Source organism: Microvirga arvi, assembly GCF_016892765.1.
Classification (GTDB): Bacteria; Pseudomonadota; Alphaproteobacteria; order Rhizobiales; family Beijerinckiaceae; genus Microvirga; species Microvirga arvi.
On sequence record NZ_JAFEMD010000002.1, the window covers coordinates 136198 to 154427 of the forward strand.

22 protein-coding genes are annotated in these 18230 nt (G+C 63.4%); 13 read left to right on the forward strand and 9 right to left on the reverse strand.

The genetic code is table 11. The annotated features are described in order from the left end of the window. Nucleotides 1–56 precede the first annotated feature (56 nt). The 7 genes from ILT44_RS01980 to ILT44_RS02005 all read left to right on the forward strand — a co-directional run bounded on the left by ILT44_RS01980 (nt 57) and on the right by ILT44_RS02005 (nt 6298). The gene (locus ILT44_RS01980; protein ID WP_204237876.1) at nt 57–305 is read left to right on the forward strand and encodes a DUF6894 family protein; all 249 of its coding nucleotides are present in this window, start codon (nt 57–59) and stop codon (nt 303–305) included. 125 nt (nt 306–430) lie between these two features. Beyond that, a complete protein-coding gene (locus ILT44_RS01985) occupies nt 431–808 on the forward strand; it encodes a hypothetical protein (RefSeq protein ID WP_204237877.1) in 378 nt (125 codons plus the stop codon). A gap of 228 nt (nt 809–1036) precedes the next feature. Continuing rightward, the gene (locus ILT44_RS01990) at nt 1037–2257 is read left to right on the forward strand and encodes a multidrug effflux MFS transporter (RefSeq protein ID WP_204237878.1); all 1221 of its coding nucleotides are present in this window, start codon (nt 1037–1039) and stop codon (nt 2255–2257) included. Between the two features lie 356 nt (nt 2258–2613). Beyond that, a complete protein-coding gene (locus ILT44_RS31675) occupies nt 2614–4905 on the forward strand; it encodes a putative bifunctional diguanylate cyclase/phosphodiesterase (protein ID WP_204237879.1) in 2292 nt (763 codons plus the stop codon). Between the two features lie 277 nt (nt 4906–5182). Beyond that, entirely contained in the window at nt 5183–5923 is a 741-nt protein-coding gene (locus tag ILT44_RS02000; protein WP_204237880.1) for a Crp/Fnr family transcriptional regulator, read from the forward strand. A 4-nt stretch (nt 5924–5927) separates the two neighbouring features. Beyond that, entirely contained in the window at nt 5928–6056 is a 129-nt protein-coding gene (locus ILT44_RS31385; protein ID WP_255549657.1) for a hypothetical protein, read from the forward strand. Next, on the forward strand, nt 6053–6298 hold the full coding sequence (locus ILT44_RS02005; protein WP_204237881.1) for a hypothetical protein: 246 nt from the start codon (nt 6053–6055) through the stop codon (nt 6296–6298). The genes ILT44_RS31385 and ILT44_RS02005 overlap by 4 nt, the downstream gene beginning before the upstream one ends. Nucleotides 6299–6325: 27 nt before the next feature. Here ILT44_RS02005 and ILT44_RS02010 read toward each other — a convergent pair whose 3' ends face one another. Continuing rightward, nucleotides 6326–6865, reverse strand: coding sequence for a hypothetical protein (locus ILT44_RS02010; RefSeq protein WP_204237882.1), 540 nt, complete (start codon nt 6863–6865; stop codon nt 6326–6328). Between the two features lie 326 nt (nt 6866–7191). Here ILT44_RS02010 and ILT44_RS02015 point away from each other — a divergent pair, with 326 nt between their 5' ends. From ILT44_RS02015 to ILT44_RS02035, 5 genes are all read left to right on the forward strand, one after another. Continuing rightward, nucleotides 7192–7464 carry a hypothetical protein gene (locus ILT44_RS02015; protein WP_204237883.1) on the forward strand — a complete coding sequence of 91 codons (273 nt, stop codon included), beginning with the start codon at nt 7192–7194 and terminating at the stop codon, nt 7462–7464. A gap of 87 nt (nt 7465–7551) precedes the next feature. Then, entirely contained in the window at nt 7552–8565 is a 1014-nt protein-coding gene (gene corA, locus ILT44_RS02020; protein ID WP_204237884.1) for a magnesium/cobalt transporter CorA, read from the forward strand. Nucleotides 8566–8715: 150 nt separating this feature from the next. Further along, nucleotides 8716–9378, forward strand: a complete 663-nt coding sequence (locus ILT44_RS02025; protein ID WP_204237885.1) for a DUF6766 family protein — start codon at nt 8716–8718, stop codon at nt 9376–9378. Nucleotides 9379–9576: 198 nt separating this feature from the next. Next, nucleotides 9577–10971, forward strand: a complete 1395-nt coding sequence (trkA, locus tag ILT44_RS02030) for a Trk system potassium transporter TrkA (protein WP_204237886.1) — start codon at nt 9577–9579, stop codon at nt 10969–10971. A gap of 3 nt (nt 10972–10974) precedes the next feature. Then, nucleotides 10975–12465, forward strand: a complete 1491-nt coding sequence (locus ILT44_RS02035) for a TrkH family potassium uptake protein (RefSeq protein ID WP_204237887.1) — start codon at nt 10975–10977, stop codon at nt 12463–12465. Between the two features lie 11 nt (nt 12466–12476). Here ILT44_RS02035 and ILT44_RS02040 read toward each other — a convergent pair whose 3' ends face one another. The 8 genes from ILT44_RS02040 to ILT44_RS02075 form a co-directional block, all read right to left on the reverse strand. Then, nucleotides 12477–13202: a lysophospholipid acyltransferase family protein gene (locus tag ILT44_RS02040; protein WP_204237888.1), complete on the reverse strand. Its 726-nt coding sequence runs from the start codon at nt 13200–13202 to the stop codon at nt 12477–12479. 152 nt (nt 13203–13354) lie between these two features. Continuing rightward, entirely contained in the window at nt 13355–13660 is a 306-nt protein-coding gene (gene rpsU / locus ILT44_RS02045; RefSeq protein WP_204237889.1) for a 30S ribosomal protein S21, read from the reverse strand. Between the two features lie 87 nt (nt 13661–13747). After that, on the reverse strand, nt 13748–13942 hold the full coding sequence (locus tag ILT44_RS02050) for a hypothetical protein (protein ID WP_204237890.1): 195 nt from the start codon (nt 13940–13942) through the stop codon (nt 13748–13750). A 63-nt stretch (nt 13943–14005) separates the two neighbouring features. Next, entirely contained in the window at nt 14006–14353 is a 348-nt protein-coding gene (locus tag ILT44_RS02055; RefSeq protein ID WP_307826276.1) for a DUF6481 family protein, read from the reverse strand. Between the two features lie 26 nt (nt 14354–14379). Then, nucleotides 14380–14580: a hypothetical protein gene (locus ILT44_RS02060; RefSeq protein WP_204237892.1), complete on the reverse strand. Its 201-nt coding sequence runs from the start codon at nt 14578–14580 to the stop codon at nt 14380–14382. A 105-nt stretch (nt 14581–14685) separates the two neighbouring features. Beyond that, entirely contained in the window at nt 14686–14895 is a 210-nt protein-coding gene (locus ILT44_RS02065) for a cold-shock protein (protein ID WP_204237893.1), read from the reverse strand. 329 nt (nt 14896–15224) lie between these two features. Then, nucleotides 15225–16031: a class I SAM-dependent methyltransferase gene (locus tag ILT44_RS02070; protein ID WP_204237894.1), complete on the reverse strand. Its 807-nt coding sequence runs from the start codon at nt 16029–16031 to the stop codon at nt 15225–15227. Nucleotides 16032–16150: 119 nt separating this feature from the next. Next, entirely contained in the window at nt 16151–16387 is a 237-nt protein-coding gene (locus ILT44_RS02075; RefSeq protein WP_204237895.1) for a hypothetical protein, read from the reverse strand. A gap of 386 nt (nt 16388–16773) precedes the next feature. Here ILT44_RS02075 and ILT44_RS02080 point away from each other — a divergent pair, with 386 nt between their 5' ends. Continuing rightward, on the forward strand, nt 16774–18195 hold the full coding sequence (locus tag ILT44_RS02080) for a sensor histidine kinase (RefSeq protein ID WP_204237896.1): 1422 nt from the start codon (nt 16774–16776) through the stop codon (nt 18193–18195). The last annotated feature ends 35 nt before the right edge of the window (nt 18196–18230 follow it).

Here is an 18230-nt window from a genome sequence, read left to right on the forward strand (position 1 = left end):
GAACCGATCGCATCCGGCCTGATTGGCCTTTATCAACTCAAGCTTCAGGGACGCCCATGCCGCGCTACTTCTTCAACGTGCATATCGGTGAGGCCGCGCTTGTCGATCCCGAGGGGCAGGATCTGCGCGATGCGGATCAGGCCTGGGAGGTGGCGAAGGTGATGGCTCGGAACCTCATGAACACCGAGTTCGAGCAGCCCGTCAACTGGGCCTCGTCCCATATCGAGGTGAAGGACGATCTCGGTGAGATCGTCCTGGAGTTCCCCTTCCTCGAGGCCATTCCGCTCGACCGGCAGTCCCATTGAGGCGTCCGGCGGACATGCGGAAGATGCATCTGGCGACAAGCCCGAGAGCCAGGGCTGCGGAACGATGAGCATTGCTGTGGCATTGCCTGATACTTTCATCAGCATGCGCAGGGATGACGACAACCATGTTCGATAGTCTGCCGGCGGCGTTGCTCGCGCTCTTTCTGGCTGTATGTGTCCTCTGGCTCATGTGGCGGGTGTTCCGTCGTCTTCTAACACCCCGCAGGCGGCGGCTGGAGCCTTCCCTTGCCGACGAAGCCGGCAATACCCGTATCGAGCCGCCTGTTCCCCAGACGGCAGCAGCCGCGGTGTCGACCATTCCGGATGCGGCTGACGTCCTTGCTCTCAAAGCTTCCATCGACAATCTGGCGCGGCAGGTCGCTGCCTTGGAGAAACGTCTCGCGGCCGGTCAAACAAGCCTCCCACCCCAGCCTTTGCCGAGCGACAGGACCGTCGCGCAGAGCCCCGTGATACCGTCCGTGTCGCCAGACCATCGGATCTGACCGGAACTGCCGGGACGCTGCCAGCACCCGGACGGTGAAGCCATGCCTGGATGGAGATGACACCCATGTCCGTGACCCGTGCGCCCACAGGTGCGATGCGCATAGCAGTATTGCACCTGCTAAAGAGCCGGAGCACCGTCATGACCTTACACAGGACCCAGCTTGTGCCATAAGGACCGCTCGTCTGCCAGGCTATCTGCGGGCACCGCCGGAAACGATCTTGAACGCATGAACGATATCACCGCCGCACCGGCGCAGCCCACCGTGAAGCCTGGTTTCATTGCGCTGCTCATCGCGGTCTCCGCCGTGAGCCCGCTGGGCATCAATATGTACCTGCCGTCGATGCCTGGAATGGCGCGGGCGCTTGGCGTCAATTTCACCACCATTCAGCTGACCCTGTCGCTCTATCTCGGCGCGATGGCCCTGGGACAGCTCATTATCGGCCCCCTGTCCGACAGATTCGGACGCAGGCCCGTGTTGTTGATCGGTCTTCTGACGTTTGTGGCGGGCTCCGTCATCTGCCTGTCGGCCCAGAGCATCGGCGTCCTGATTTTCGGTCGCATCGTGCAGGCCATAGGAGGCTGCGCGGGGATCACCCTGAGCCGCGCCATCGTGCGCGATCTCTACGGGCGCAACCAGGTGGCCAGCATGATCGCCTATGTCACCATGGGCATGGCCGTCGCTCCCATGGTTGCGCCAACCATCGGCGGCGTGCTCGAGACGTTTTTCGGATGGCGGGCCTCGTTCGCGTTTCTGATCGGATTCGGCGGGCTTGCCCTCCTGTTTGCGTATTGGCGGCTTCGCGAGACAAACCACAATCGCGCCTCGGGTGAAGCTGCCCGCGAACTCCTGCAGGGCTACGGGAGCCTCTTTCGGTCCCGCCAATTCTGGGGCTACACGCTTGTGACCAGCTTCGTGTCGGCCATGTTCTTCGCTTTTTTGGCGGGCGCGCCGTATGTGATGATTGAGCTTCTGGGGCGCAGCCCGGCTGAGTACGGGTTCTATTTTGCCATGGTGCCGTGCGGCTACATGCTGGGCAACTTCGTCACGGGCCGCATCGCAGGCACGATGGGCCCCAACCGGATGATCCTGGCGGGCACGCTCCTGTCTCTGGCTGCGATTGCAGCAATGGCGATTGCAGTCGCTTCAGGCCTCCTGCACCCGGTGGCTCTGTTTGGACCAATGCTTTTCATCGGCGTGGCGAACGGGTTGGTCCTCCCGAGCGGCATTGCAGGTGCTGTAAGCGTGAGGCCGGATCTCGCAGGAGCCGCATCCGGCCTGTCGGGAAGCTTCCAGATTGGATTTGGCGCGCTTGTCGCTCCCGTCGTTGGCGCAGCACTCAGTTCAACGGTCTGGCCGCTGATCACCATCATGACGATCTGCTCTTTGCTGGCGATTGCCTCGTTGGCTCTGGTTGCAGGCCCGCGCAGGCCTGCGACAGGCAACTAAAGCATCGTGCGGAACCGAAGGTCCGCGTCAGCGGCCTCAGCCGGGCCGCCCGCCGGACACATTGCACGGCGAGCCGCGCCTTGCTTCTCGAGCGTTGGCATCTGCTTCTCTTTGCACCGGCGCCAAACCCACTCCGCGGCTGTGCCTTTTCCCAGATCCCGGCGAGGAAGTTAACGGAATAACCACGTTTACCGGCGAATGCTGGCGCAGATCGTCGCGTAGGGGCTAGAGCATCGTGTGGAAAAGTGGATCCGGTTTTCCGCGCCAACGATGCTCTCATTCAAAGAGGAAGCATCGGATCAATCCCAAAAGTGCAAGTCCACTTTTGGGTCCGATGCTTTAGAGCGTCACCCGTTGTGCCAGACACCGTGCTCATCTCCCTCGGCCTCCTGACCGCTCTTGCCGCCCTCATCGGGGCCGGCGTCCTCGTCGTGCGCGGGCACACGGACGACTTCGCCAGGGCAGAGGGCGATCTGGCGAACCTCGCCCTTGCGCTGCAGGAACGGACGGACGGCCTCTTCAAGTCCATCGAAGGCGTTCTGCACGACGTGGTCGGGCGCATTCCGCAGGCCTGCCTCAGGGCCGGCGAGTTCGACGGGTTCGCAGCCTCGCAGGCGACGAAGGCCGTTCTGGTCGGAGCGTCCTGCTCCCTGCCTGCGATCATCCGCATCGATCTCGTCAATGCCCGCGGGCGGCTCGTCGGCACGTCGAACCCGCGCGCCATCGATGGCCCCATCTATCTCACCGGCACGTCCGCCTACCAGGCTCTCTCCGCCGATCCGTCGCTCGCCCTGTATCTGAGCGAGCCGATGAGGATCCGGGCGACCGGCAGGCGCGTTCTCTCGCTGGCCCAGAGCATCAAGGACACCGAAGGCAACTTCCTCGGCCTCATCGTCTCCACCATCGATCTCGCTCATTTCGAGACGCTCTACAAGGACCACCTCAAGGCGCGCTCCCTGGCGATCACGCTCTACCGGCGCGACGGCATCATCCTCGCGCATGGTCCGAACCCGGAGAGGGTCCTCGGACGGCGGATCTGGAAGCCCGACACGCCCCTGCAGCGCATGATCGCCAAGAACAGCCCGACGCTCATCCGCGACGTCAGCTGGATCGACAGGCAGGAGCGGCTGGTCGCCCTTCATCCCCTCGCCGGCTATCCGGGCGGCATCGCCGTCAGCAGGACCATCGCGGAGCTCATGGCCGGACGGCGCTTTGAGGCGCGCCTGATCGGGTTCATCGCCTATCTCATGGATGTCGTCATCGATACGGCGAGCCTGCTCGGTCTGAAGCATGTGCGGACCGGAATCCTGAGGGCCGCCAGCGAGAGCTATCTCTCGCGCCATGACATCCTGACCAGGCTTCCCAACCGAATGCTCTTCCTGGAGGAGCTGAAGCGCACGTTCGTCGTCTCGCAGAGATCCGGCAGGGACTTCGCCCTGCACCTTCTCGACCTCAACCGGTTCAAGGACATCAATGACGGCTACGGACATGCGGCAGGGGACGAGCTCATCCAGACGGTCGCCCGGCGCCTGCGCGAGCGCCTCAGGAAGAGCGATCTGCTCGCCCGCATCGGCGGCGACGAATTCGCGATCATCCAGAGGCCGATCCGAGGCCGCCAGCAGGTCCGGGACCTCGTCACGGCCGTCCAGGACGCCATGAAGATTCCCTGCACCGCCGGCGGCACGGAGATCGATGTCGGGCTTTCCATCGGGGCTGCCCTGGCGTCCTCCGACGGCAAGACACCGACGGAGCTCATGAGAGCGGCCGATGTTGCCCTCCATGCGGCAAAGTCCGATCCCGGCGGCTATCGGCTCTATGACGTGAACATCAAGGATACGCGGGCGGAGCGTCGCGCCCTTGAGGGAGCCTTGAAGAGCGCCCTCGACAACACCGAGTTCGAGCTGTTCTACCAACCGATCCTCGATCTGGGGACGAACCAGATGTGGGGCTGCGAGGCGCTGGTGCGATGGAAGCACCCGACGAAGGGGATGGTCCCGCCCCTGCAATTCATCCCGGCCGCCGAGGAGTCGGGGCTCATCGCCTCGATCGGCGACTGGATCCTCGAGGAAGCCTGCGCCACGGCCATGTCCTGGGAACGGCCCCTGAAGGTCGCGGTCAATCTCTCCCCGGTGCAGTTCCAGCGCCGGGACGTCTTCGCCAGCGTCAAGAAGGCCCTGGACGCGTCCGGCCTGCCGGCCCGCCGCCTAGTGCTGGAGATCACCGAGTCGGTCAAGCTGACCGAGGAAGCCACCGCAACGCTCAAGCGGCTTAAAGGTCTCGGAGCCTCCATCGCGCTCGATGACTTCGGCACCGGCTATGCATCGATGAGCTATCTCAGAAGCTTTCCCTTCGACAAGATCAAGATCGACCAGTCGTTCGTGCGCGGCATGATGGAATCGTCGGACAGCCGCGCGATCATCAAGGCGACGATCGGTCTTGCGAACGATCTGAAGATGAGCACGACGGCCGAAGGGGTCGAAACGGAGGAGCAGCTCAAGGCCCTGCGCCTGGCCGGCGCCTCCCAGGCCCAAGGCTACCTGATCGCCAAGCCGATGGACCGCGAGGCCATCGCAGCCTTCATCGGGGATGGCCAAAGGGCTCAGCAGACACCGCAGGACGAGTCCGTTCCCGCACGGGCTGTTGCCTGAACGTAGGGATAATCACCGCAGCGACGCCATCCCCCGCGGGCGAGGTATCGTGATGCCCCCTGCCCCAAGTCCATGTCTGCGGCTTAAGCGCTGTCCTTTCAGCTTCCGTTCAGGCGTTTGAGCTCCTCGTTCAGGTCCCCGGTCACGGGAGCGATCAACCTCGGCCTTGCTCCTAACGCATTAACGTAGGACAATCCGGAGATCGTCGGCATCCGAGCCTTTGGCGCTGGCGACTGAGAGACCAGTGCTCCCGCCTTAAGAGCCAGGGGAGGCTGTCTTGGAGGGTATTCACCACCACACGGCCGCGCTGATCCGCAAGCTGGAGAGCATTGCCCCGCTTGCGCCGGAGGAGAAGGCCGCCCTGCTGCGCCTGCCTCTGCGGCTGAAATCCGTTCCAGCCCATCAGGATATCGTCAGCGAAGGCGACAGGCCTTGCGAGAGCTGCCTCGTCGTCAATGGCCTGGCCTGCCGCTACATCCTCACCGAAGAAGGCAAGCGGCAGATCCTGTCCTTCCACATCAGCGGCGACATTCCCGACCTGCAAAGCCTGCACCTGACGACGATGGATCACAGCCTGGGAACGCTGGTCCCGTGCCAGCTTGCCTTCATCCGGCACGAAGACCTGCACGCCCTGATGCGCAGCCACCCCCGTCTCGGCGAGCTGTTCTGGCGCGACACGCTGATCGACGCGGCGGTGTTCCGCCAGTGGATCGTGGGGCTCGGGCGGCGCGAGGCGCATAGTCGCATCGCCCACCTCCTGTGCGAATTGCTGGTGCGGCTGAGGGCTGTCGAGCTGGTGGAGGATCATGCCTTCACGCTGCCGATCACCCAGGGCGAGCTGGCCGATGCGCTCGGGATCTCGGCGGTCCATGCCAATCGCGTGCTGCAGGACCTTCGGGCCGAGAACCTGATCACCTGGCGCGGGGACACGCTGAAGGTGCTGGACTGGCAGGGGTTGCAGAGGGCCGGCGAATTCGATCCGACCTACCTTCACCTGGTGAAGAAGGAAGCCCTCTGAGCAGATGCGGGCCGACGGCCTGATCGAAACCAAGGGGACTCGGCTGAACATTCCCGATTGGAAGAAGTTGAAGCAGGTGGGCGAGTTCGACACGACCCATCTCCATCTGGTGCGGGAGGGCCCAGCCGCATGAGCCTCACCCTTCGGCCGGTGCGGGTTGGCACCGGAAGCGATGAAGAAGGCATGCTGGTCTTCGACGAGGAGCAGCGGCTTGTGGCCGTGCTGACTCACCTTGGTGAGAATTACGACGGTGCGTCAGGGCACTGGTACCTGGAAGCAGGGTTCGGCCGGCTGGATGGACCGGATCACCCCACCTATGCCGATCTGGACGCAGCCCGGGAGGGGATCAGTCAGCGCCTCGCCGGAGGGAAGTAGAGCATCGGATGCGATCCAATCGCCCGCTCAGCAGGCGATTGGCGTCCCCGTCATGTGAACGGGCGTGACGGGTTTGACGTCCCGGCCTGTCACGGCGCAGGTAAGGCGTGCCTCGGAGCGGCATTGCGGTCCCTTCGGGGGCCCTGCCCTCGGCCCGACGGCGAATTGAACGGTCACCTCACCTGGCGCCGTCTCGAGGAAGCCTTCGACGGATGACAGCCAGGTCTGGCCCACCACATCGTCGGTGGCGCGGGCTTCATTCAGGGCGTTCTCGACACAAGCGGCCGCGGCCTCCCTCGGCTGCAGGGGCTCCGGCGCAACGGGCTGCGCGATGGCGGATGTCGCCACCACATCGTGGACGGCGCTGGTCTCGGGGGATCCAGGCGCGGCGGCCTCCGGATCGCCGCGAAAGCCGTTCACCGCCGCGAGCGCCAGAACGGCAAAGATCGCGGTCTGGATCGGGATGCGCTTCAGCTTGCTCAATAGCGGCGCCCGGCTGAACAGCACGGGCCCGTACGCATAGACGAAAGCGGCGACAAGGGTCAGGAGAATGAGCACTCGAAGCATGATGAATCGTGCCTGCGCGAAATCGTGCGAAATGAATGGCTTGTTCCGGAACACCCTTAACCTAGCGCAGGATTCCCGCCATCGCATGGGATAAGTCCCGCTTCTCGCGATTATGGTTAACCATGTTTTAAAATCCCGCAGCGAGGCGGTCGCGAGCGGCTTTCTCCTACAGACGCACTGCGTCCCGGACCTGACGCAACACGACGCATCGGCGGGTGCCGAATCCCTATGATATAGTCTGACGGCGAGGCTCCAGGTTCATCGGGCCCGCCAGAACACAACTGAACGAGGCTGGGGCCCAATCTGGCCGACGAGGGGGTCAATTCATGGATTCTCGTACAACAGTCCTCGGCGTGCTGAGGAAGGCCTGCGATCTTGTGGGCAACGGGCAGCACCTCGGGATCATCGAAGCGATCAGCTCTCTCCGGGACGAGGCAAGCGGCCGGACGCGGGATCTTGCCTATTACGCCGTGCTCGAAACGGCGATGATCGGCCGGGGCGAGGCTTCCCTCGCGATGCTCGCAAGCGACGACCGCAAGGAACCTGCGATCGAGCTGCTCCAGGCCACCATCCGGCGCATCACGTCGGGGCTGCACTGAAGCATCGGACCCAAAGGGCCGCGCGAGCGGATCCTTGCTTTGGCGAAGCCAGGCGGCACCGACGGGACGGTTCTGCGTTGACTGATCATGACGAACTCTCTCAAGCTCGTGCCGGCTCCGATCGAGCCCCGCCCCGGGGTGGTCGCCTCCGCCGTATATGCAGGTGGGCGCCGCGTGGCCGAAATTCCAATCGAGGACGCCGGCGAGTGGTCGCGCAAGCCGGGTCACGTGGTCTGGATCGGCCTGCACGAACCGGATCTGGGTCTGCTGCGTCAGCTCCAGAGAGAGTTCAACTTGCACGAACTGGCCATCGAAGACGCTCTCAAGGCGCATCAGCGGCCGAAGCTCGAACAATACGGCGATGCTCTGTTCGTCGTGGCGCGGACGGCCCAGATGCTGGACGGGCGCATCGCCTTTGGCGAGACGCACCTGTTCGCCGGGAAGGGCTATGTGGTCTCGGTCCGCCATGGCGCCTCGACCTCCTACACCCCGGTGCGCGACCGCTGCGAGGCGGCGCAGAAGGCGTTCTCGGAGGGCGAGGACTTCATCCTCTACGCCATTCTCGATTTCATCGTCGACAACTACATGCCCGTGATCGAGACGATCCAGGCGGAGGTGGAGGAGATCGAGGACCACATCCTCGAGGAAACATCGGGCCAGCTCCAGGTCCGACGGCTCTACCAGCTCCGCCGTGATCTCCTGCGCCTGCGCAATGCAGCGCTTCCGCTCGTGGAGGTATGCCGACGCCTCGAGCAGCCGGGTCTGCCGGGGATCGACCCTTCCATGTCCCCGCTCTTCCGCGACGTGTCCGACCACATCCGCCGGGTGCAGGAGGAGATCGAGTCCCTGCGCGAGGTGCTGGCCTTCGCCTTCGAGACCAGCCTCATGACCGGACAGGCGCAGCAGACCGAGATCACGCGCAAGCTGGCGGCCTGGGCCGCCATCCTGGCGGTGCCGACGGCGGTGGCCGGAATCTACGGCATGAACTTCGAGAACATGCCCGAGCTGCAATGGCACTACGGCTACGTCCTCGTGCTGATCGTCATCGTCGCGGTGTGCGGCTGGCTGTATTGGCGCTTCCGCCAGAACGGCTGGCTGTGAACGACGCTTTGTGAAGACAGCCCTTTATCGACCCTCCCAGCTGGACGCTCTCCTCGTGCCGATCGGCTCACCGTCGGCAGGATTGGATCGGAAACCGGAGCGCGTGGTGCGGCGTTGTCAAACCGTGGCAGTTTGAGTGAGGTCAGGCGTATGCGTCGGTTTCTGCGAGACAATGGGCTATCGGTAGCCTTGTTTGCCCTGTTCCTGATCTCCCTGGTCGGCCAGGCGCTCACCGGATGGAGAGCCCAGGCCGAAGAACTGCGCCTGCACGAGCTCCCCGCCATCGGCTTCACGGACTACTTGGCCAGCGGCCACTTCATCTCAGCGGTGTTCGAGAACTGGGAAAGCGAGTTCCTCCAGATGGCGGCTTACGTGGTGCTGACCATCTTCCTGTTCCAGAAGGGCGCCTCGGAGTCCAAGAAGCCCGATGAAGACAACCCCGAGGATGAATCGCCATCCGCCAAGCGCAACGATCCGAATGCCCCTTGGCCTGTCCACCGTGGTGGCTTGCTGCTGAAGCTCTACTCGCATTCCCTCAGCATCGCGCTGGTGACGCTGTTTCTTGCCTCCTTCTGGCTGCACCTGGCTGGGAGCACACGGCGGATGAACGGGGAGGCGCTCCAGCATCATCAGCCGCAGCAGACCATGACTGACACCCTTGTCGATCCGGAGTTCTGGTACGAGAGCTTCCAGAACTGGCAGAGCGAGTTCCTGTCGATCGGGGTGCTCTTGGTGCTGGGCATCTTCCTGCGGGAGCGCGGATCACCGGAATCCAAGCCCGTGGCCGCTCCCCACGGCGTCACCGGCCACTGACGAGCGCGGCCCAAGCCCTATGTCGACAGGCAGAACTCCCGGTTCCCCGGCATGGAGCCCCGCGTGACATTCGGCGCGATCAACGACGGTTTCGAGAAAACAGCCCTATATCAACCTGCCCGGTGCCGATTTGCGCCTTCCGCGGGTCAGTGCCCTAGATCCTAGGGATGCCCAGGGCAGTTGAATGACGAGGTCGTCATGAGAGTGATCGTCTGTGGTGCCGGACAGGTCGGTTCGACCATTGCCCGCCATCTCGCGACCGAAGGAATCGATGTGACGGTGGTGGACCTCTCACCGGAACTGGCTCGACGGGCCGACGAGAGCTATGACGTTCGCGGGATGGTTGGCCATGCCGCCCATCCCGAGGTTCTCGAACGGGCCGGCGCGCGTGATGCCGACATGCTGATCGCGGTGACCCGCTCCGACGAGGTCAACATGGTCGCCTGCCAGGTAGCCTACTCGCTCTTCAACGTCCGCAGACGCATCGCCCGCGTCCGTCATCATGGCTATCTCGAGCCGATCTGGAAGGGCCTCTACGCCTCCGACCAGCTGCCCATCGACGTGATCATCTCGCCTGAGGCCGAAGTCGCCAACGGCATCGTGCGACGCCTCAAGACCCCTGGCGCCTTCGACACGGTGGCATTGGCCGACGGACGCGTTCACCTCCTCGGCGTCCATTGCAACACGGGCGCCTGCTCCCTGGTCGGACGGCGGATGAAGGAGCTGTCGGCATCGGGCGGGTCCGGCATCGTTGTCGGCGTCATCGTGCGCAACGGGCAGGCCTTCGTGCCCCGGGCTGAGGATCAGGTTCAGCAGGGCGACGACATTTACGTCATCACCGAGACGGCGCATGTGGAGCGTGTCATGGGCTATCTCGGCCATGAGGAGCAGGTCGCCCGCCGCATCGTGATCGTGGGCGGCGGGAATGTCGGTCTGAACCTCGCCAGCCGGATCGCCCGCAACGCCCCGCAGGTCTCGCTCAAGCTGATCGAGCACTCGCGGGAGCGGGCCGAGTTGATCTCGCGCGAGCTCGGCGACGCCGCCGTCGTGATCCAGGGGGATGCGCTCGACAAGGACGTGCTGATCGAGGCCAATGTCCGAAACGCGGAGACGATCATTGCCGTCACCAACGACGACGAGACCAACATCTTCGCATCGGTTCTGGCCAAGCGCGAAGGCTGCACCCGGGCCGTCACCCTGGTGAACAAGACCTCCTACGAGCACGTGCTGCCGGCGCTCGGCATCGACGCGGTCGTCAGTCCGAGCGCGATCACGATCTCGACCATCCTGCGCCATGTTCGCCACCGCTCGGTCTCGGCCCTCTACACGCTCCGGGAGGATTTCGGCGAGGTGATCCAGGCGACGGCGCAGGAGGGCTCACGGCTGGTGAGGGGCACGCTGCGCGACGCCAAGCTGCCGGAGGGCATGCTGGTCGGAGCCATCGTCCGCAATGGAGAGGTGATCATTCCGACCAGTTCGTCGCGGGTGCATCCCGGTGACAGCATCATCGCCGTCGTGGCCTATCGGGCCCTGCGCAAGGCCGAGGCGATCCTGGCCGGCTCGGCGAACGCGACAGTCGACGAGGGTTCATAGAGCATGCGTGAGGCACGTTTTCCCGGCGCATGGGCCCCGCCCTACACCCGTCCGGTTTTCCACCTGACAGGCCGCATGCTGCTGGCGCTCGCGGCGGCCATGCTGCTGCCTGTCGTCTTTGATGTCTTCGCCGGCGATCCGAACTGGAAGGCTTTCCTCCTGGCCAGCGGGATCACCTTCGCCTGCGGCGGCGGGCTGACCCACATGACGCGATGCCGTCTGTCCGAGGGGCTGACCCTGCGCCAGGCCTTTCTCCTGACGCCCCTGTCGTGGACGACCATCGCTCTGTTCGGAGCCATCCCTCTCTACATCTCCGACTATGCCCAGTTCAGGGACAGCTTCACCAACGCCTTCTTCGAATCCATGTCGGGCCTGACGACGACCGGAGCAACCGTGATCGTCGGCCTGGATGCCGCTCCACAGGGTATCCTTCTCTGGCGCGCGCTTCTGCAATGGCTGGGCGGCATCGGCATCATCGGTGTCGCAATCGCAATTCTGCCCACCCTGGGCGTTGGCGGCATGCAGCTGTTCCGGACGGAGTCCTCCGACCGTTCCGAGAAAGTCATGCCCCGCGTGCGGGAGATCGCAGCCGGCATCGTCCTGATTTACGTGGCGCTCACGGTCGCCTGCGGGCTTGCCTATTGGCTGGTGGCGATGACGGCGTTCGAGGCGCTCGCCCATGCGCTGACAACTGTTTCGACCGCCGGGTTCTCGACCTCCGACATCTCCATGGCGCGCTGGGACAATGCCAGCCTGCACTGGATCGCGACGCTGTTCATGCTCTCCGGCGCCGTGCCGTTCGTGCTCTATCTTCGCTTGTTTCGGGGACAGCGCGATGCGCTCCGCGACAGCCAGGTGCTGTTTCTTTTCGGTCTGCTCGCCGTCGTGATCATCGCCGTTGCGGCATGGCTGACTCTGGCAGGCACGCACAGTGCGGCCGACGCACTTCGGCTGGCATCCTTCAATGTCGTCTCGCTGGTGACGACGACGGGCTATGCCACGGCCGACTATACCCTATGGGGCAACCTGATGATCGGCGTGTTCTTCGGCCTCATGTTCGTCGGCGGATGCACGGGATCGACCGCAGGCGGGATGAAGATCTTCCGCTTCCAGGTGATGATCCGCATGCTCCAGAGCCAGTTCCTGCGCCTGCTCTATCCGCGGGGCGTGTTTCCCCGGGTCTATGCGGGCCGGATCCTGCCGGACGATGTGATCGGCTCCGTGGTGGTGTTCTTCTCGCTCTACTTCATCTGCTACAGCGGGCTCACGGTGGCCATGATGGCATTTGATCTCGACTTTCTGACCAGCGCCAGCGCCGCCGTGGCAGCCTTGTCGAACGTGGGGCCGGGACTGGGGCCGATCATCGGCCCCGCCGGCAACTTCGCGGCACTGCCCGACGCCTCCAAATGGCTTCTCTGCTTCGGCATGCTGTTGGGACGGCTGGAGCTGTTTACGGTGTTGATCCTGTTCTTTCCCCAGTTCTGGCGTGACTAGCGCTTTTGACGTTAGGCGGCCTGCGGCCAGGATTGTTGCCTCTCCGCCTCGAGAACCTGCTCGGCCTTGCGTGTGAATTCGTTGCCGGGAAGGCCCGGCTCGATCGGGTCCAGATAGGACACCGAGATGGTCCCGCCCCGCTTGAAGGACCGGTCCGGTCCCCAGAAGTGACCTGAATTCAAGGCCACCGGAAGAACCACCCGGTCGAGCTTCGCGTAAAGCAGCTCGACGCCGCGCTTGAACGCGATGGGCTCGGAGACCGATTTTCTGGTCCCTTCCGGGAAGATCAGCACGGAACGGCCCTGGGCCAGGGCGGCCCGGCTTTCGTCGACCATCTTCCGGACGGCCTTCGGGCCGCTCTCCCTGTCGATCAGGATCATCGGCGACTTGCGCAGGAACCATGAGACGACGGGGATCGTCAAAAGCTCCTGTTTCGCAACGATCGCCACATCGGGAAAGAGCGCCAGGAAAGCCATGGTTTCCCAGGTCGACTGGTGATTGGCGATGATCAGGCAGGGTTCGTCGGGAATGTTGTGCTGTCCCCGCTCGGCATAGGTCAGGCCGACAAGCCAGCTCAGGCCCTTGAGGATACCGCGCGCCCACAACCGGGAGGCCAGCCGGACGCCGCGCTCAGGGGAGCCGCACAGCCACAGAATGGCCAGAACAGGCGCAAAGAGCCCGGTCCAGAGAGCCAGAAAGATATCGAAGAATTTTGAGCGGATGCGCTGCAAGGACATGGAATATTTCAGATGAATCGTTTCGTTGTGCGGTCGACAGGTGCTGTGAGCGGTAGCTTAAAATGTTGGATCGGGACGAAACGGCACGCGATGGATCACGCGCCGCCTTCAAGCCCGGAACAGGCGCTCCTGCGTCGCAGCCCTGTGTTCGATCAGGCCTTCGGCTCTGTCGCCTCGGGGCGGGGTGCAGCGCCGGGAGCCGACATCGGTCGACGGGCGCCGGCGGCAAAACGCGGCTTCGGCTTGGGAGCCGCAATCAGCCCTTCGCGGATCGCCTGCTTGCGAGCGGCCTTGCGATTGCGCCGGACGGCTTCCGCCTTCTCCCGCGTCTTGCGCTCGGATGGCTTCTCATAAGCTTTCCGCGCCTTCATTTCGCGGAAGATACCCTCCCGCTGCATCTTCTTCTTGAGAACCCTGAGAGCTTGATCGACATTGTTGTCGCGCACCAGAACCTGCAAAGGATGTTCCTCTTCTATGTTGATGTTGCTCCGCCTCGGCATCGGCTCGGCGGATCGGGATCAGCGAGGCGTTCGAAGCCCGGAGGCTCAAGCGCCGCGAATTTCACTCTCGCGAACGGCCCTCTCGGCCAATCCAGACTTGATCCGGTACGACAATTCCCCGGTCTGGTCGGCCGGCATGAGCCGCACAACCTCGTAGACACTGCCGGAACCGGTCCGATTGTCAGAAAATCCGGGCTGCATCAGCCGGACCATCTGTCGAATTTTGAATTTGTGAGACATCGATCGATCTCCTCGCTGTTTCAGCCAAACTGGTGCAATCGCCAGACTGCATCGGCTTGAACGTTACCGGCGGGCCTTGCGGGCCGCATAGCGGGCGTCGCGCGCGGCCTTGCGGTCAGCCTCGAGCCTTGCGTCGCTCGCTACCTTCTCGGCGGCCATCCGCTCGTCCTGCTCCACCTGCTCGGCCGCACGAGCCTCGCGCTCGGCCGCCATGCGAGCGTCATCGGCGATGCGCTTTGCCTCGCGCTCGGCCAACCGGGCTTCGCGCGCAACGCTCACCGATTCCCGGGCGGCGCGCCGTTCCGCAACCGCCGGATCGTCGAGGCCTGGGCGCTGCCGGAACTTTGCCGCCATCGCCTGCTTCGCGTCCTTGGCAGCATTGAGCCGCTCGCCAAAATCCTGATGCTTCATTCCGCTCATTGATCCTAATTCAGTCGTTACCGGACGCGCCGGATGCTGGTGATGCTGCCACCTGGCAGAGTGCCCTGCTCCTGCTGGGCTCGCGCGATCATCCCGACGGATCGGGGATCAGTGGCTTTCGCGGGATTGTCGACCCACAGATAGGCCCTGCGGGCATCGTCATAATCCACCACGAACATCACGGATTTCGCAGGGTTGGCTCTTCGAAACGTGTTCATCGCTTCCTCGCCGGTCGCTCCATCGTTCGATGGAGTTTCAAAAAGAAGAAACCGCCCCCTTGGGAGCGGCCTCGCGTGCGGGTGCCTGCGAGGCACCCGCCATCATCAGGCCGTCTTGATGTTTTCGACGGCCACTTTGCCGGAACGGCGGTCTTCGGCCGTGTCGAAGGAAACCTTCTGACCTTCGACGAGACCGCGAATACCGGCGCGCTCAAGAGCGGTGGCGTGAACGAACACGTCCTTGCTGCCGTCATCGGGTTGAATGAAGCCGAAGCCCTTCATGTCGTTGTAGAATTTTACAGTGCCCATAATCATGGGGTTAACCTTTCGCGATTGATGCAGATGCACGCGAGCCAAGGCGCGCGAAAACGCAGCCTTGGCTCGGCTCGTCGATAGTTTGGAAAGAGAGTCCGAACGTGCGCCTGGCCAAGCCAAAAGCGAAACGGCCCGATTGCCCGGCCAAAGTCGATAAAGAATATATAAGCTATGTTCAGATTTTTACAAGTCTCTGTTTTAATATTACATTCAGAAATGAAGGTCCTGAAAGAACTTCCTCGGCTTCCGCCTTGGACAGCTATCACTATTTCCTGAGAAAAACGTTGGCTCCACGCAGCATGACTATGGAGCCGTGACCGCTCTCCCCTTCATGAAGCGAGGGCCTTCACGGCCCAGGCTCGGGCCCTCAGGTGAATGGACCCGTCCGGCTCACGGGGCAGCGTTGCTTCAAGCTGTTGCCGCAGGCGTTGCCGCGCCTCGGGATCGAGGCTGGTGCAGTAGCCTGGCGCAGGGCCGGCCCCGAGCGTGAAGGGCTGCCAATAATCCTCGAAGCTCGTGAACACGGTGGGCACCTCAAGTGCAGTGGCCTCCACGGAGGCCAATTCGGCCTCCCGGGCCAGCTCCGTCAGCCGCTCCCGGGTACAGAAAGGAAACCGCTTGTCCTCGGTGAGGTCCGAGGCACTCGGATCGAGCGTTGTCGCGGCGGACCAGAACGCGCGCATGAACTGAATCCCGCCACCGGGATAATCCCACACATAGAAGGCGATCGTCGCGTCTCGACGCGCGACCCTCTTCATCTCGGACAAAGCTTTCAGCCGGTCGGGAACGAAGTTCAACACCAAGCCCGATACGACAACATCTTGGCTGTCCGTCTCGACCGGCAGGTCCTGTGCATCGCCACGCCGGAACTCCACGCGGGGGTCGGGCACGTTGCGTCTGGCCTGCGCCAGAAAACCCTCCGACGGCTCAATGGCGGTCAGGCGCCGCGGCGCACATCCGTCCAGGATGGCTTTGGACAGGGCCCCCGTCCCACAACCGACCTCAAGCCATTCGCTGTCACCGGGAGCTGCAAGCCATGCGAGGAAACGCGGTGCGATCAGGCGGCTCCAGCGCCCCATATACCGGTCATAGCTGTCACCCGCATTCCAGGCATCGTGGCGGTTTTGCTCACCCATGGCCCAGCACTCCCTGAACGGCCATGGCAGAATATCACGCCGGCACCCGATCGCCGAGCAGGGTGGAACAGCGTCTCATCCTGACGAGCGGCAGTCGAGCGGATCTTCCGTCCGAGAGACTAGCGCTGGGGAGCCTTCTTGGCGGCCTGCTCCATCCCTTGCGGGTTCTTCTTCACGCCCTCCCTGAGCACCTTCGCGGCGGCATCCTGTTCCTGCTCGGGAGAGGCGGGGATCGGCGCGGTGTCGCCTTGGGCTTCGAGACCTTGGTCCTGGGGCTTGCGGCTTCCCGCCTTCGCGGCTGATTTCAGGGAGCGCAAAGCCTCTGGCTGTTGACCATCCTGCATGCGGTTGGGCATCGGGCAAACTCCTCCAGGGGCGGTTTCATCACCACCTCCCCAAGGCAATTCCCGTCAAGCCGAGGCGTTCCATCCGCGGCTCCTGCCGCCTTGCCAGGTCTGCGCCCGGCAGGCCGGGGCGCAGTGGGGCTTTCGAACCTCCTCCTGATACACAGACCGGAGTACCTCCAATTCCCCCGCGCAGGGAGCCGTTTCCTGACCGGTCCGTATTGCCGCAAGGGAAAGACTGAGGATAACCTTAGGAATAAGGTCGACTGCGGAGATCGAAGCATAGCCGAGCAATAACGATCATCCGCATATCCCTCACTACAAGAAACAAGAACTGCGGCACACCGAAGGGCTTCGGTCCGAGTTGCGTTTGACGGTGCTCTAAGGGGAGAAAACGTGTGCGCGCCAAAGAGGGAAAGATTGACGGCTACGAGCTCAAGAGCTTCCTGAGAATCCAGCACGGGCTTGCGAGGCAGTTCGTCCTTGTTGCGGCAGCGGCGCTCGTCGTGGCCATGGTTATCCTCGGAACGTGGGTTTCGCGGAAAATCGAAAACGGCGTTTCCGAGGTCGCAGGCGCCTCGGCAGCCCTCTACATCAATACCTTCCTCGCTCCTCACCTTCAGGAGCTCGCTCAGGGCGACTCCCTGTCGGACGCGAGCATCCAGGCGCTCAATGAAGCGCTGGTTCAGCCCGCTGTCCGATCGCATGTGCTGAAGATCAAGGTCTGGAAGCAGGATGGCCTCATCGTCTACAGCAACGACAGAAATCTTGTCGGCAAGAGATTCCCTCCAAGCTCGCACCAGCTCGCAGCCTGGGCCGGCGCCGTTGCAACGGAAGTCGATCACCTGCTGCACGAGGAGAATGAGACCGAACGCGCCATCGAGATCCCCATGCTGGAGGTCTATGCCCCGATCCGCGACATCCGCAGCGGCGAGGTGATCGGGGTTCTTGAATTCTACGAGGACGCTCAGGCCCTCACGGCTCAACTCTCCCATGCTCAATGGCAAAGTTGGGCCGTGACGACCCTGGTCGCCGTTGCCATCATTGGAGCCCTCTTCTCTATCGTCTCAGAGGGGAGCAAGGCCATCGACCACATGCGGGGCTCGCTGTCGCACAGGATCATGCAGCTCAAGGAACTGCTGCGCCAGAATGAGGTTCTGCGGGCGCGGGTCGAGCGTTCCGGACAAGGCGGGCCTGATGCCAATGCAGGCTTCATGCCGCGGGTCGCCCTCAACCTGCGCGACGGCCCGGCGCAATCCATCAGCTTTGCTCTCCTGCAGCTCAACAATCTGGACAGGCAGGCTCCGACCGGAGAACAGCTGCCGGCCGTGCGCGATGCCCTTTCGAAGGCGTTGTGCGATATCTGGGACATCTGTGCCGGGCTCCAGCTGCCGGAGGTCAAGAACCTGTCGCCCGCCGATGCCCTGCAGATGATCGTCCGTAATCACGAGCGCCAGTCAGGCATGGCCGTGGATTGCAGAATAGACATTCCGGCTCCGTGCGACATCCCCGAGTTCATCAAGATCTGCGCCTTCCGGTTCGTTCAGGTGTGCCTCAACAGCACGGACCAGGACGACCATATCAGAAGCGCCATCGTATCTGCGCGCTCGGATGCCGGAGGGCTCCAGGTCGAAGTGATGGCCGAGTCTCAAGGCTCAGGCGATTTGGAAGCCATCGAGAACGCTCTCCATCTCGGCCTGGCAGGCCTCTGGGACCAGATCGAGAGCATTGGCGGCACGATCATCGTGGAGGCGGAGTCGGACCGCAACATACGACTGGTGGCCTGGCTCCCGTTAGCGCAGGACGGCACGACGATATAGGATCGACCCGCTTTCCCCGGCCCTCCCGCGCCGAC

What these genes read in the sequence shown, in the direction of transcription:
- ILT44_RS01980 (WP_204237876.1), top strand. Translation starts at nt 57, where the DNA reads ATGCCGCGCTACTTCTTCAACGTGCATATCGGTGAGGCCGCGCTTGTC.
- ILT44_RS01985 (WP_204237877.1), top strand. Translation starts at nt 431, where the DNA reads ATGTTCGATAGTCTGCCGGCGGCGTTGCTCGCGCTCTTTCTGGCTGTA.
- ILT44_RS01990 (WP_204237878.1), top strand. Translation starts at nt 1,037, where the DNA reads ATGAACGATATCACCGCCGCACCGGCGCAGCCCACCGTGAAGCCTGGT.
- ILT44_RS31385 (WP_255549657.1), top strand. Translation starts at nt 5,928, where the DNA reads ATGCGGGCCGACGGCCTGATCGAAACCAAGGGGACTCGGCTGAACATT.
- ILT44_RS02005 (WP_204237881.1), top strand. Translation starts at nt 6,053, where the DNA reads ATGAGCCTCACCCTTCGGCCGGTGCGGGTTGGCACCGGAAGCGATGAA.
- ILT44_RS02010 (WP_204237882.1), bottom strand. Translation starts at nt 6,865, where the DNA reads ATGCTTCGAGTGCTCATTCTCCTGACCCTTGTCGCCGCTTTCGTCTAT.
- ILT44_RS02015 (WP_204237883.1), top strand. Translation starts at nt 7,192, where the DNA reads ATGGATTCTCGTACAACAGTCCTCGGCGTGCTGAGGAAGGCCTGCGAT.
- corA (WP_204237884.1), top strand. Translation starts at nt 7,552, where the DNA reads ATGACGAACTCTCTCAAGCTCGTGCCGGCTCCGATCGAGCCCCGCCCC.
- ILT44_RS02025 (WP_204237885.1), top strand. Translation starts at nt 8,716, where the DNA reads ATGCGTCGGTTTCTGCGAGACAATGGGCTATCGGTAGCCTTGTTTGCC.
- trkA (WP_204237886.1), top strand. Translation starts at nt 9,577, where the DNA reads ATGAGAGTGATCGTCTGTGGTGCCGGACAGGTCGGTTCGACCATTGCC.
- ILT44_RS02035 (WP_204237887.1), top strand. Translation starts at nt 10,975, where the DNA reads ATGCGTGAGGCACGTTTTCCCGGCGCATGGGCCCCGCCCTACACCCGT.
- ILT44_RS02040 (WP_204237888.1), bottom strand. Translation starts at nt 13,202, where the DNA reads ATGTCCTTGCAGCGCATCCGCTCAAAATTCTTCGATATCTTTCTGGCT.
- ILT44_RS02050 (WP_204237890.1), bottom strand. Translation starts at nt 13,942, where the DNA reads ATGTCTCACAAATTCAAAATTCGACAGATGGTCCGGCTGATGCAGCCC.
- ILT44_RS02055 (WP_307826276.1), bottom strand. Translation starts at nt 14,353, where the DNA reads ATGAAGCATCAGGATTTTGGCGAGCGGCTCAATGCTGCCAAGGACGCG.
- ILT44_RS02060 (WP_204237892.1), bottom strand. Translation starts at nt 14,580, where the DNA reads ATGAACACGTTTCGAAGAGCCAACCCTGCGAAATCCGTGATGTTCGTG.
- ILT44_RS02065 (WP_204237893.1), bottom strand. Translation starts at nt 14,895, where the DNA reads ATGATTATGGGCACTGTAAAATTCTACAACGACATGAAGGGCTTCGGC.
- ILT44_RS02070 (WP_204237894.1), bottom strand. Translation starts at nt 16,031, where the DNA reads ATGGGTGAGCAAAACCGCCACGATGCCTGGAATGCGGGTGACAGCTAT.
- ILT44_RS02075 (WP_204237895.1), bottom strand. Translation starts at nt 16,387, where the DNA reads ATGCCCAACCGCATGCAGGATGGTCAACAGCCAGAGGCTTTGCGCTCC.